This is a genomic window from Gudongella sp. DL1XJH-153, assembly GCF_049310905.1.
In the GTDB taxonomy this organism is placed as follows: Bacteria; Bacillota; Clostridia; order Tissierellales; family Tissierellaceae; genus Gudongella.
Map to the genome: position 1 here is coordinate 1 of NZ_JBMEMN010000007.1, position 13,765 is coordinate 13,765.

10 protein-coding genes are annotated in these 13,765 nt (G+C 35.9%); 1 reads left to right on the forward strand and 9 read right to left on the reverse strand.

The annotated features are described in order from the left end of the window. The first annotated feature begins 342 nt into the window (after positions 1-342). A complete protein-coding gene (locus ACOEN1_RS04435; RefSeq protein ID WP_422485262.1) occupies positions 343-1,248 on the forward strand; it encodes a selenium metabolism-associated LysR family transcriptional regulator in 906 nt (301 codons plus the stop codon). Positions 1,249-1,253: 5 nt separating this feature from the next. Here the strand turns inward: ACOEN1_RS04435 and ACOEN1_RS04440 are convergent, their stop codons facing one another. From ACOEN1_RS04440 to ACOEN1_RS04480, 9 genes are all read right to left on the reverse strand, one after another. Next, positions 1,254-1,907, reverse strand: a complete 654-nt coding sequence (locus tag ACOEN1_RS04440) for a LuxR C-terminal-related transcriptional regulator (protein ID WP_422485263.1) — start codon at positions 1,905-1,907, stop codon at positions 1,254-1,256. Beyond that, positions 1,888-3,030: a TMEM165/GDT1 family protein gene (locus ACOEN1_RS04445; protein ID WP_422485264.1), complete on the reverse strand. Its 1,143-nt coding sequence runs from the start codon at positions 3,028-3,030 to the stop codon at positions 1,888-1,890. The genes ACOEN1_RS04440 and ACOEN1_RS04445 overlap by 20 nt, the downstream gene beginning before the upstream one ends. 114 nt (positions 3,031-3,144) lie before the next feature. Then, positions 3,145-4,674: a histidine ammonia-lyase gene (gene hutH, locus ACOEN1_RS04450; protein ID WP_422485265.1), complete on the reverse strand. Its 1,530-nt coding sequence runs from the start codon at positions 4,672-4,674 to the stop codon at positions 3,145-3,147. 169 nt (positions 4,675-4,843) lie between these two features. After that, a complete protein-coding gene (locus tag ACOEN1_RS04455; protein WP_422485266.1) occupies positions 4,844-5,875 on the reverse strand; it encodes a LacI family DNA-binding transcriptional regulator in 1,032 nt (343 codons plus the stop codon). 35 nt (positions 5,876-5,910) lie between these two features. Next, a complete protein-coding gene (locus ACOEN1_RS04460) occupies positions 5,911-11,187 on the reverse strand; it encodes a diguanylate cyclase (RefSeq protein WP_422485267.1) in 5,277 nt (1,758 codons plus the stop codon). Positions 11,188-11,201: 14 nt separating this feature from the next. After that, positions 11,202-11,645 carry a MarR family winged helix-turn-helix transcriptional regulator gene (locus ACOEN1_RS04465; RefSeq protein ID WP_422485268.1) on the reverse strand — a complete coding sequence of 148 codons (444 nt, stop codon included), beginning with the start codon at positions 11,643-11,645 and terminating at the stop codon, positions 11,202-11,204. 10 nt (positions 11,646-11,655) lie between these two features. Beyond that, positions 11,656-12,540 (reverse strand): diacylglycerol/lipid kinase family protein, encoded by an 885-nt coding sequence (locus ACOEN1_RS04470; RefSeq protein WP_422485269.1) that lies wholly within the window; start codon positions 12,538-12,540, stop codon positions 11,656-11,658. A 126-nt stretch (positions 12,541-12,666) separates the two neighbouring features. Beyond that, the gene (locus tag ACOEN1_RS04475; RefSeq protein WP_422485270.1) at positions 12,667-13,140 is read right to left on the reverse strand and encodes a hypothetical protein; all 474 of its coding nucleotides are present in this window, start codon (positions 13,138-13,140) and stop codon (positions 12,667-12,669) included. Between the two features lie 21 nt (positions 13,141-13,161). Continuing rightward, positions 13,162-13,611 (reverse strand): YtxH domain-containing protein, encoded by a 450-nt coding sequence (locus tag ACOEN1_RS04480; RefSeq protein ID WP_422485271.1) that lies wholly within the window; start codon positions 13,609-13,611, stop codon positions 13,162-13,164. Positions 13,612-13,765 lie beyond the last annotated feature (154 nt).

Here is a 13,765-nt window from a genome sequence, read left to right on the forward strand (position 1 = left end):
CTCAATATTATTTGTTTTTAAAAAATTGATTCTTGGTTTATTCAAAGTTCTCACAACTGTTTAGTTATCTAGGTTCATTGTCGCCTCTGATTTAAGGTGACTAGATTATTGTAGCAAAACCTGTCTGATTTGTCAATGGTGTTTTGGATGTTTTCCAAGACTTTTTAATTGATTTCCACAGTCGGTGTTTCGCCCAACAAATACTAACTATACAGGGTTTTAGATTAAAAGTCAACACGTTTTAAAAAGATTTTTTTCGTTTTTTAAACAATTCAATAAAAGGTTGATATTTGAGCATTTTTAAAATAATATACAATTAATAACTAAGAGGAGGCAAATCCAATGGATATTAGACAATTAAGGACATTTATGGAAGTAGCTAAGCTTGGCAGCTTCTCAAAGGCTGCTGAAAAGCTTTATCTTACACAGCCAACCGTGACCAACCATATTCAGGTTATTGAAAGAGAACTCCAAACAGTACTCTTAAATAGAATGTCCAAAGGAATAACCTTGACTGAAGCAGGGAATATTGTGTATCAAAACTCTTTGGATATTATCAACACCTACGAGTCAATGAAATACCAGCTAGACGAACACAAGGGTAGGATAGAAGGCAAACTTGAGATAGCAAGCAGTTCAGTTCCTCGAAAACACCTGTTGCCAGAGCTAATATTTGGTTTTCAAAAGCAACATCCTCTTGTTACTTTCTCAATACTTGATGTGGATTCCAGTAAAGTTGTTGAAAACATTCTTGATGGATATATAGATTTTGGTTTTGTCGGAGCAATCTATGAAGACCCTAACCTTGAGTACATACCGATTATGAATGATTATCTTGTTTTTGCAACACCTGCCAATGTATATAAAGATAGACCCCAATTAAGCAACCTGAGCATCAATGAAGTAATAAAACAACCCCTGATATTGAGGGAAGAAGGCTCAGGAACTGGTAAGATACTAAAAGATTCACTCCTCAATGAAAAAATTGCCATGGATAAACTACACATTTCTGCATACGTTGCAGATACTGAAACTATCAAGAAGATGGTTTCCCTGGGTACGGGCTCTACATTTCTTTCATATAAAGATGCTTTTGATTCTTCTGAAAAGAAAACAATTGAAGGAAATGTTTTTAAAGTTGAAGAGCTTTCTCTATACAGGAACTTCTATATAGTGTTTCACAAAAAAAGAAAGCTTTCTCCATTGGGAGAAGCCTTCAAGGATTTTACACTTTCCAATTCCAAATAATTATATCACCTTATGCCAGAGCGAATTGCAAACAAGGTCGCCTGCACTCTATCACTGACCTCGAGTTTCTTGAATATTTGTGTAAGATGGTTTTTAACCGTTTTTTCACTTATAAAGAGCTGCTCAGCTATGGATTTATTGCTTAAGCCGGAAGCAACAAGCTTAATAATGTCGTATTCTCTTTGAGATAATGAATCAACTCTTTCATTCTCAATTCTTGACATTTTGAGGCACTCGTCTGAATACAGGAGCTCTTTCTTCACTTCCTCATCTATATAATGAACTCCTCGGTTAACCTCTTTTATAGAGTATAAAAGTTTATCCGGGGAAGCAGTTTTCAATACATAACCTTCAATATTGATTTTCGATGCTTCCATGTATCTTTCATTGCATATATTCTCTAGAAGCAGTATGATCCTTCCCTTGAATCCTCTTTCCTTCAATATTCTAATAGTCTCAAATCCATCATAATCCTTTTGTTGTGGATCCATTATCAATATATCTGCATTTGTTGACAGTCCTTTATCCAAAATCTCTAAATGATTGCTGGCGCTTGCCACAACTTTTATATTGTCCTGGGCATCCAATATATACTTTAGCCCATGAAGGCACAATAATTGGGCATCAGCCAACATGATTTTAATTGTCTTTCTTTTCATTCGCAACCTCCCCTTGAAGTACCTTCGAGTATCTTTTGCCTATTGGATAATCAAATGATTTAATCTCTGCCAGATAATTATTCAGTAAACCCGTACTTATTATTTTTCTTTCAAAAACAAGTATTTCTAGAGATTCCCTTGTCTTCGTCATTATAAAATTCGGTTCATCAGTCCATCCATACTTTACAAGCTCTTGTAATGTCAATAGCAATGCATCTTCAACATCTCTTCTATTATATTGTCTTCTTAGCAAGTTTTCCAGTACTATATCTGATTCAAAGTAATAATCCTGGTTCTCTCTTGCACTTGTGAGAATAATCTTGATATACCCAAGAAGGCACCCAGCGCCAGCACAAGTACCACATTTTTCCTCTCCAAGACAAATGTCTTCGATTCTTTCATTTATTCTTTTAGTCATCTCATAAAGCTGTTCTGCTGCTTTTTTTACATGAAGTCTTTCTGGTTGTGTCCTGCTCACTACAAGCGCTTTTCTTATTAGGAATAGTTCCACCAGGACGATCGTTGCAATAATGCCAATTATAATTAACCAGCTGTAAAAGTATATGTCCATTACGCCCACAAGTCTTGAAATCCCAAATCCAAGAAAAACAATCGAAGAAGCAATTTTCAATCCTATTTCCGGTATTTTACGGCCTATTCTAGATCCAACAAATATTCCCAATCCACTGGTAGCTACCATTCCCAATGTAGTCCCAGCCAAGATTATTGCCGGGAAGTCTGACTCCGCTGAAAGAGCCATTGCAGTAAGCTGTGTTTTGTCACCCAACTCTCCAATAAAAAAAGCAAGTGCTACTGTCCATATTGGATGAATTTGAATTTTATTCTCAATATCCTCTGGGTCATCAATCCTCAAAGCATTCCAACCAAAGAATATGAATAATCCCCCGGCTATTACGTCGACAAGCTCCACTGTTATCATATTCCCGATTAATGCTCCCAGTATTATAGCAATCCCATGATTGGCAATGACTCCCAGAGCAACTCCTGAGAGCACGTGTCTTACCATGTATTGTGTAGCAAAAGTCATTGCAATTATTTGTGTCTTATCTCCCATTTCTGCCATGAATATAAGAGACGACGCTTTTAAAAATTCATTGATCATCAAATTCCCCAGCTTTCAAAAAGACTTTTAGCATATGCTAAAAGTCTTTTGTTTGTAATTATTATTATACATTATACTGACTGCTTAAACAATAATAGAAGAAATGACCACTTCCTAAATCAATTCACCTGTTTTGCTTTCCACTTTTGTTACAATTTCCCATGATTCCACTATTTCTTCTGCCATGTTTATGTCAGTGTACATAATTCTGTCATTTTCCAAGGTATCAATTCTATCTCTGATTACTTTATAAGCTTCGCTTGTTCCCATTCCAAGACCTATGTTTCCTCTGATGTCTATAGCCTGACAAGCCCCCATTAGCTCCATGGCAATAACCTTTTTGGTGTTTTCAAAGATTTCTCTCGCCTTTCTGGCTCCTATTGTCCCCATTGATACATGATCCTCCTGGTTTGCTGATGATGGAATTGAATCAACGCTGGCAGGATGAGCCAGAATCTTGTTTTCAGATACAAGAGATGCTGCCGAATACTGAACAATCATAAACCCGGAGTTCACGCCACCTTTTTTTGTAAGGAATGCTGGAAGTCCATTGCTTAATGAAGGATTCACAAGTCTTTCAAGTCTTCTTTCCGAAATGTTAGCTAGCTCAGCTATTGCTATCCCCAAGAAATCAAATGGTAATGCCATGGGTTGCCCATGGAAATTTCCACCGGATATAACTTCTTCTTCTTTAGTAAAGATCAATGGATTATCAGTTGCTGCATTCATCTCTATCTCTACCTTGGATTTTATAAATTCCAATGCATCTTTTGATGCTCCGTGAATCTGTGGTGTACATCTTAATGAGTAAGGATCCTGTACTCTCAATTCCCCCTGTCTTGTAGTCATTCGGCTACCATTTAAAATTCTCAACAAATTGTCAGCAGAATTTATCTGGCCCATATGTCCTCTTGCATTGTGTACCTTGGGGTCAAAGGCATCTGTGATTCCATTTAGGGCCTCTATTGTCATTGCAGCCGCAATATCCGCTGTCTTTGACAGCATTATTGCATCATACAATGTCAATGCTCCAATGGATGTCATTACCTGTGTACCGTTTATTAGAGCAAGTCCTTCCTTTGATGTCAGTTCAACAGTATCTATGCCTGCCATCTCCATTGCCTTCGCTCCGGACATTCTCTCACCTTTATGGAAAGCCTCTCCTTCGCCAAGCATTACCAGCACCATATGTGCTAAAGGAGCCAAGTCACCACTTGCTCCTAGTGAACCTTTTTCTGGTATCACTGGGTTAACTTCCTTGTTTACCATTTCTATAAGTGTATTCAGAGTTGATAATCTGATTCCTGAATATCCTTTTGCCAAAGCATTTATTCTTAGTACCATGATTCCTCTCGAAGCTTCCTCGTGAAGTGGATTGCCAACTCCACATGAATGGCTGATAATAAGATTCTTTTGCAAAGTCTTTGCTTCTTCTGGGCTAATCACCACATCACTGAATTTACCAAATCCCGTTGTTATTCCATACACTACCTTTTCTTCTTCAACAAACTTGTCTACAAGATTCCTTGCCTTCTCTACTCTCTTCAAAGCTTCATTTGAAAGTTCAACTTTATAGCCACCTCTTACAATTCTAATAAAATCTTCAAGGGTCAAGCTATTGCCGTCCAAAACTATTTTATTCATCAAAATCCTCCTCTCGCGATATCCTAGTATCTGGATAAAGTGGCACAAAAAAAGCCACAGAATAATCTGTGGCTTGTGTTTTTTGTAGTTTGTGAAGCAATAATGTCTTACACATATTATCCCCACTCCTCCATCTATTGTAATCATTATATCATACAAACTCCAAGTATCAAATATTTTTTGGTTTAGAAGTACTGTCTCTTTCTATAAGCTGTACAGGAAGAACCAAAGTCTGTTCTTCGATCTTTTCACCCTGCAGAACCTTCAGAATTCTTCTGATTGATACTGCTCCAATATCATAGTATGGCTCCTTGATGGTCGTAAGCTTAGGTCGATAATATGATGCAAGGCTAATATCTCCATATCCTACAACTGATATGTCCTCAGGTACTCTTATATTATGGTCGTAAAAATAATTTATTAGACCCAGTGCTATTTCGTCCTCACAACAATATACTGCGGTTATCTTCTTTTCCAAAAGAGTATCAATTATCCTTTCACCAAGATCATACCCATCAGAGATATTGTGTCCATCAACTTCAAAGACAATGCCTGATTCGTTGATGGAAGAAATCCACTCTCTGTAGGATTCAAGTTTTTGTTTTTCAATAGTCAGCTCTACATCCTTTTCCTGTGTTACATAGGATATTCGTTTATGTCCTTCATCAATAAGATGTTTCATAACCTTGTCACTTGCCTCACGATTGTTAATTGCAACTGTAGGGCTTTCCAAAACATTGTAATACTTGTTTAAATATATGAAAGGCACTTTTGACATGTCCAGATATGTCAAAACTTCTGAGTTAAGTATTTCAGACACCATTATTATACCAGCCACTTGTTTCTGCATAAGAAGCTGGACAAATCTCATTTCTGCTTCTTTATCGCCATAACTGCTGCAAAGAAGTATGTCGTAATTATACATCCTTCCTACTTCTTCGACTCCCCTGATTATCTGTGCAACATAAGAGCTGCCAATATCATCCACTATTATTCCTATTAAGTTCGATTTTTTGGTAACCAAGCTTCTCGCTACCTCATTCGGCTTATAACCCAACTCCTCAATGGACTTAAGCACCCTCCTCCTGGCTTCAGGACTGACAGGCTTCGAATCATTAATAACCCTGGATACTGTGGATATTGAAACCCCTGCCATTTTTGCAACATCTTTGATTGTAGTTGACATCCTATCCCTCCTCAACCGACCGTATCTATCTATTCGCCGGAATATTAATATTATACTAAATTAACAGAAAATACTCCACCTAAAACTTCGACTGCAGTTATATCAGCACTTGTAAAATCTTTATTTCGTAGACTTGTTTCGCTGTAAACAATAGCCTTTACTCCATCTTTAATAATAATTGGAGATATAATTATAGACTTAAGAGATGAAATGTCAACATCTCCTTGTCTCTGCACCGCACCTGACCAATTGACAGTCATCAGGGTTTCTCTTGAATCAATAACCTTAACTGTTAAACTACTTGGCAAGTCAATATTGTCAGACCAATTACTCTTTACTTCTTCCCTGGTGAATTGATCGACCACATGATCTCCTTCAAGGATGAGTATAGAGCTCAGCTCAGCTTCAATGCTTTCGTTAATAGCTCCTAAAAAACTAAACAGCTTATCATTCAATGATTGCCCTGATCTTGATAGTACAGCCATATCCATCAATGAGACCATGCCATTTTGATTTCTCTCAAATACTTCCATGGAAATTTTATGTGATTTATTCTTGATATCTTCAATTTCTTCCATATTAACATCCCAGTAAGCAATACTATTTCTTCCCAAAATTTCCTTTGCGTAATATAGCGATTGGTCTGCCTTGTAAATCAATTCTTCCTTTGAATTTCCATGAACAGGATAATGAGAAATACCAATGCTTACTGTAACCTTTCTATCAACTATAAACCCTTTATCTCCGGCAATGGCTTTTCTAATTCCCTCAGCAATGCCAATTGTGTCTTCCTTTGTAATATTTTCCAGTATTATCAAGAACTCTTCCCCACCGTACCTTCCAACATGATCACTGGTTCTGGTGTTTTCATTAAGCAAATCTCCAATTCTTTTCAATACCTGATCTCCTGTTTGATGACCATAAGTATCGTTGACATCTTTAAACCTATCAATGTCCATCATCAATACGGAAAACTCATCCTCGATACCATTATAGGTTCTAATCACTTCCTCCATTGCATTTTCAATGGACTCACGACTTAATACATTTGTTAACTTATCAAAATTTGATCTCAAGTAGAGTTTCTTGTTCTCCATGTTCAGATAGACAAGATTCGTCATACTTTTTACAAGCTGCAATCTATAAATGTCAAATCTGTTGATTCCACTACCAGTTTGAAGATATATGTAACCATACACTTTCGATTTCCTTTTTTGAGATCGTCTTTCAATGTTTGATTCCATTTTCGATGGTTCAAATATTGGCACGCCTATAAAACCATTTATACTCGTTTCAAAGTACTCCTGACTTACTTCGCTCTCAAAAGAATTACTCCCTTTATTGAACAATATTTCTTCTCCTTCAATCAAGATATCCTCGATTATAGGGCTAATATTTTCCCCTGCGCCAATGGGGATGTCTATTCTACCTTGTCCTTCAGTTCCAAATATTTGAATTCCACCTGTAGTAGCACCTGACTCAGCCATTACATACTGTAGTATCTGTTCCAAATTTTCAATGTGATCATCAGTGAACCCTAATATAAGCTCTTGAATTGTGTACGGAATGCTTTTTTTATCTCTATCAATAAAAAGTTCATTATACTGATTATAATCAAGCAGGGATAGATAGTTTCCTATCAAGTTTTCACCGAAGACGATAGCGTCAACCTTATCGGATTCAATCCCCAATCCCTCTTTAAAAACCTTGTCTAAGGTACTTGTGACGCTTTCGATATTATAATTGTCTAGAATTTTTTTAGAATATCCATTAATTTGTATCTGATCTATTTTTGCCTGAACCAGGTCAATTGACCTTAATAGATGAGCTGCTGAGAGATTATAGCTTTTGTTTATATATAGCAATTCACCTATATATGCGTGATATCTGCATAAGGACTGAGTAAAAGTACAATCCTTATCCTCCATGATAAGTGTAGCTTCAAGAACTTTTTCAGCAGAGCCTGACTGTATAAGTTTAAGAAGATTATAATCATTTTCGTGGATGGACTTTGCTTCTTCAGAATCCAACTCTGAGAATTCCCTCTCGAGAAAACTGAAATTTTCAGCGTCTTTTAATATCAAACTGAGATGCATCATTTCAATAAGGAATCGCCCTTTTTCAAATTCATTACCCTTGATTTTGAATTGATTTAAGATTTCCTTTACAGCCTCCTGCTCAATCTTTTTCTGAATGATCGAATTAATTAATATGATCCTGGCACTAGATCTAAATTGAAGTTTTGGATTGACTCCCCTGGATTTTTCCTCAGCATTTCTAGTAAACATTTTACCAAGGTAATAATCTCCAACCTCCATATAGAAGCTCGCCAAAAAATCCAAATAATGAACTATTACCTCTTTTTCCATGACGGGATCTTCTCTATTGAAATCTCTTACCTTTAAAAATATCCTGGAAGCATTTTCCAAATCCTGTTTAGCAAGTTCCAACATCCCACTATATACAGTACCTTGGAACTCATTTATCCTATCCCCATTGAGATGTGACAATTCAATGGCTTTCTTAATATATAATTCTGCATCCTCATACGAGCCTATTGTAAGATGCACTTCACTTAAGTTATTCAAAAATGTTGTCTGAAATGATGCCAGACCATTTTCTTCTGAGATACTCAAGCATCTGGCGTAATATTCAAGAGCTTTTTTTGGCTCCCCTGTTACCTCATTGTATAGATTCCCAATATTATTCAAAGCCTTAACTCTATCAAATGGTCGTTTTGAAATAACGAATTTTTCTATTGCCATATGATAACTTTCAAGAGCTTTATTGTGGTCACCAGATAAATAGAAGCTTATTCCCTGAAGATTATACAAATCCCCATCATAATCATGAATATCTTCCTTTTCAGAGATTTCAAGTGCATCCTCAATGTTCAATAATGAATCATAATTATTGTCCATTATCTGATTCATTATTGCCTTTAGCTTCAACAGATGAATTCTATTCTCTGGATCCGCAGCTTCCAAAGTTAAACTCTCACATTTCTTAACTTGTTCCTCTAGCGCAGACAGATCTCCTGACCTCAGCATAATCTCCAATTTCATAATTTCAGAAGTGAGTAAGTCGCTTATTGATTTGTTTTCTTTTGCATGGGAATTATAAGTCTTTATATATTCAAGGCATTCACTGAATCTTCCTTGTGTTATAAGAGCTTCTATAATAAATTGAAGAATTATTCCTTTAGCTTGGTGATTTTTGCCTTTGAGATTTCTGTAGCACATTTTTAGAATATTGACCGAATTGTCATTGTATCTGTTTAACTCCTTAGATACTCTCTGCATTACTATCTCTACCATCTTGTCAAGTTGCTCAGATGCACTAAGATGAAGAATCAATGATTCAAAGTTAAACACTTCATTGTCATTTCTTCTTGCTATTAAAACATCAGCAATACTTTTATGATATCCTAGTTTCTCCTCTTCCTTGATGTCGTTGTGAATTTGTCTCTTGAAATCTCCTTCAACAAAAGATATTAAATGGTTTGTCGCATTCGTAGTGTTAACAGTTCTTCTCTTTACCAACTTTTGTAATAACTTCTTGTAACCAGCTTCGTCTGTTTTCATGATTTGAAGTGGAATTTCTTCTTCTATTGGATAGTCAAAGCAGGAAAGCAGCTTCAAAAACTCCATCTCATCCTTGTTTAATTCATTAATCTGCTTAATAATAGTTTTCTTGAAAGTTGTTGGATAATATACCGAAGCATAGTCATCTGTAGTTGTAGTCCAGTTTCCATCCTCATCTATTTGCAGTACTTTTCTGTCAATGAAATGTCTTAGCAAAATTCTGATATATCTCGGATTCCCCAATGACTCCTTGTAGAGCGCTCTCAAAAGATTTTCTGGGATATTACTGTTGCCAAGAATTGCATAAATGTATTCATATGTCTCGACCTTTGTGAGATTGTTTAAGAGGATCACTTCAAAGAAACCAGTTTTAATCCATTGTTTTATATACTTGTCATTCCTTAATCCTTTTATGTCATCGCTGATAACTGAAAACACAAAAAAGACTCTTCTGCCTGCTGATTTGCTGATTATGAAATCCAAAAAATTATATATTTCAATATCAGCTCTTTGAAGGTTTGTAATCCCCAAGAATACTGTATTTGTTTTTGAATTTCTTGCAAGTTCCTCAGCAAGATCTGTATATAATCTGAGCCTGGAATCAAGTCGATCCAAATTGTAGCTCAAATCAGAGCCTTGTATTTTCAGTTCCATATTATTGGATTCTGTCTCTACTTTGTTAAGTATATCAAGCTGATTACAGAATTGAATCAAAAAAGTCTTGAAATTATCAGAGCTTGAAATCTCACCTTGACCAATATCAACGGAGTATGTCTTCTTTCCTTCAAGACTTCTTCTCCTAAACAGCTCTTTAACAAATCTGCATTTGCCAGTTCCACTATTGCCATCAACCATTAATCCCGAGGTTCCTTTTCCTTGTGTTCTGTTGAATGGGTCCCTAAAGTTTGGATTGTTAAGATGCTTCTTAAAACCAATGGATGTGACTTCAAAATACAATCTTTCTCTTTCCAGTGAAAGATCTCTTTTGTAATCTATTCCACTTTTTTCCTTTATAATCTCAGAGTAATAACCAAGAGTTCTACTCTTTTTACTATTCTCTTTTGATTTCAGACCCTCTTTAATCTCATAAAAAAAATTGCTCATATCAGGATTCTTTTTATCAATTTCAGACAATAGAAGTTTTTCTATCAATACACCTATTGACCAATAATCAGAACTTTTGTTTTTTCCTTGACCATGCTTGATTGATTCTGGTGCTATGTACTCACTTATTAACTTGAAACTATTTCTATTCTGTTTCATATGAACTATTGAAGATATATTTAATAGTTTTACTTGACCAGTTGATGATACAAATACCTTGTCAGGGCTTAAAACATCATAGGTAAGCTCTCTGAAATGGAGGTAATCAATAGCCTCAATGATTCTTAATAAAATGTCGACACGAGTATCAAAAGTAAATTTATCCAAATTCTTGTCCAAGGAATCCCATTCAGTATAATCGGAAAGAATGTAATACATTTCACCTGATGCAGTTTTAAGGTTTATTGTATCAACTCGTCCAAATTCTAAGGTTGAAAGAATTCCAGGGTGCACAATGGTCTTATAAAGTTGGATATTTTCAAAATAATTATCGATCAAAGTCTTATGATTATATGAATCGAGAATTTTTAGAAAACACTTATGACCTGGATTATCCAGTTGCTCGGCAATATATGCCTTATCTCTATTCTCGGTGTCGAATTTTTCAATTAAACGAATTTCGCCATTGATCAGTTTCATGCAGCACCTCATTTTTAGATTTCTTCTTCCATCTCCAGATATAGACTCTCCAAAGCAACCCTCAGTGTATTCTTGTCATTTTCTGAAATTCCCTTTAACTTTTCTGTTAAGAACTCAATCCTCTTCTCCAAAACCCTTGCAAGTATATCGTGTCCTTCCTGAAGCACTTCAACTCTTACAACACGTTTATCCTGCTCATCTTTTTTTCGCTTAACCAAATCTGTTTTTTCCATTCTGTCAATCAAGTCAGTTATTGTACTGCATGCCAGATCCATCTTCTGGCTAAGCTCGCTTATGGTCATATCACCATTGTTTATAAGTATCTGTAGTGCAGTGAACTGAGGAACAGTAATATTGAAATCACTAAGGATAACTCTTCCTTTCTTTCTGATGATATAATCTACTTTTCGAAGATATTCTTCAATAGCATCAACGTGTTGTACATTTTTTTGTATCATTGCTTACCTCCTAGACAAGTATTTTTAAACCCTTTGGTATTACCTTGAAGTGGGCTGGCAGTTTTCCTCCATACTCACCATCCACATCAACAACCAAGGCATCTTCAGCATCAATAAAAACTTCTCTGGTCTTGTAATATATTACCTTTGGATGCTTTATATGCTCACCTGTAAGTACATTTAAAAATATATTGGCCAATTCACCGATATCAGCATTTTTAATCAGGACAACATCCAATAAGCCATCAAGTACATCAGCTTCAGGTGCCAGTCTCTTGAATCCTCCAATGGATGAGCTGTTTGATACTACAAACATCAGAATTTCTTCATCCCCAGTATGCTCTTCACTTGTAATTCTTACCTTAACAGGTTCAAGGCCCTGACTAACAAGTTCGCGCAATCCCTCTAGATAGTAGGCCATTCTTCCTAAAACAGCTTTCATATCTGATGGTACCTGGTATCCTACTTTTGTTAGAAGTCCCCCTGCTGCAACATTTACAAAATAATCATCATTTACCTTCCCAAGGTCCACATCAATTATATTCTCCTTTTGAATCATTTTGAAGAATTCTTCTGATGTCCGCGGTATTTGTAGATAGTTTGCAAAGTCGTTGACAGTTCCACTGGCCATAATGGCTAGTGGAACACTGTTTTGGCTCGTCATGATACCTTTAACCACCTCATTGACGGTGCCATCTCCCCCACAAGCAACTATTAAATCAAACCCTTCTCTGCAGCTTTCTCTAGCCTCAAACATTGCATCGTACTTCTTTTTTGTAAAAAACTTCCCAACTATATAACCATCATCCAAGAGCATTTTACACAAGTTATCAATCTTTCTCTCCATGGCTTGTCTTCCTGAAGATGGATTTATTATAAATTTTATTTTTCTCATCTCTTATTCTCCATTCGCTATTATATAATCTAAACCAATATTACTATATTTCTTCCATTACAGTATACCAGTTATTTGTTTAACGGTATAGCATAATAACTAAAAAAGAGCCCCAAAAGGGCTCTTTTAGTACTTTTTAATGCTGTCTCGCACAATTTCAATTATCTCTTTTACTATCTCAATGTACGAAGTAACTGATTTAGCGTTGAATTGGAAAGCCAAGGCTGTTTCAGCTAGTGTCTCTGATAAAACATCTACAGTATCTCCAACCTTATGTCCGGTATTATCAATTATGTTGGCCATATCATCTACTTTTTTGGTAATTCCATTTACATTTCTTACCACACCGGTCAAATCCGGAGACATCTCCGAAATCATCTTGTTGGCTTCATTGGTTATTTTATTTACATTCTCGGTTATTTGAGGCATTTGCTTGATTGTAGCATCTATTTCATTAATATTCTCTTCCATCATTGCTTCAGCCTGACCAAGCACCTTGTTTACATTTCTTAGGATAAGTAGTAAATATCCAAGAACCCCTATTCCAAGTAGAAACAATACCAACTTTAGCAAATCCGCCAGTGTCAAGGTTACATCCATCAAAATCCCCCCTTAGATTTGCTATTTTTTGATTTCCTTCTCAACATCTTTCTTTGTCTCTTCAGCTACATCCTTAAGGTCTTTAACGCCTTTTTTTAACTCATCAGCAACATCTTCAGCTTTATCAACTGCTTCATCCAGTTCTTTCTCTGCTTTTTCCTTATCTTTCTTAGCTTTTTCCTTTAAGTCTTCCCATCCCTTTTCAACATCTGTCTTAACTTTGTCAATCTGCTCTTTTGTTGTATCCAATTGCTCTTCTACCTTAACTTTAACGTTCTCAGCAACTTCCTTGCTTTTAGTTGTAATCTCTTCCCTTGTTTCCTTACCTGCTTTAGGTGCGAATAGAAGTCCTGCCGCAGCTCCTAATGCAGTACCAATTGCAGTACCAACAGCTACATTTTTAGCAGTTTCTTTCTTTTTCGCTTTCTCCATTTGTTTTCTCTTTTCCTCAATGATATTTTTTAACTTCATCATTATATCTCCCCTTTTCATTTTTTCTATACACAAAGTTTACCCCTAAAATATTAGTAATAATCAGAGATTGATAAATAAGTTTCTATTTTGCAATCATTTTAATTGAATTTGCCCCAATAATATTTTCCTATGACCAGTCATCTGCCGAATT

What these genes read in the sequence shown, in the direction of transcription:
- ACOEN1_RS04480 (WP_422485271.1), bottom strand. Translation starts at nt 13,611, where the DNA reads ATGAAGTTAAAAAATATCATTGAGGAAAAGAGAAAACAAATGGAGAAA.
- ACOEN1_RS04445 (WP_422485264.1), bottom strand. Translation starts at nt 3,030, where the DNA reads ATGATCAATGAATTTTTAAAAGCGTCGTCTCTTATATTCATGGCAGAA.
- hutH (WP_422485265.1), bottom strand. Translation starts at nt 4,674, where the DNA reads ATGAATAAAATAGTTTTGGACGGCAATAGCTTGACCCTTGAAGATTTT.
- ACOEN1_RS04460 (WP_422485267.1), bottom strand. Translation starts at nt 11,187, where the DNA reads ATGAAACTGATCAATGGCGAAATTCGTTTAATTGAAAAATTCGACACC.
- ACOEN1_RS04465 (WP_422485268.1), bottom strand. Translation starts at nt 11,645, where the DNA reads ATGATACAAAAAAATGTACAACACGTTGATGCTATTGAAGAATATCTT.
- ACOEN1_RS04435 (WP_422485262.1), top strand. Translation starts at nt 343, where the DNA reads ATGGATATTAGACAATTAAGGACATTTATGGAAGTAGCTAAGCTTGGC.
- ACOEN1_RS04470 (WP_422485269.1), bottom strand. Translation starts at nt 12,540, where the DNA reads ATGAGAAAAATAAAATTTATAATAAATCCATCTTCAGGAAGACAAGCC.
- ACOEN1_RS04475 (WP_422485270.1), bottom strand. Translation starts at nt 13,140, where the DNA reads ATGGATGTAACCTTGACACTGGCGGATTTGCTAAAGTTGGTATTGTTT.
- ACOEN1_RS04440 (WP_422485263.1), bottom strand. Translation starts at nt 1,907, where the DNA reads ATGAAAAGAAAGACAATTAAAATCATGTTGGCTGATGCCCAATTATTG.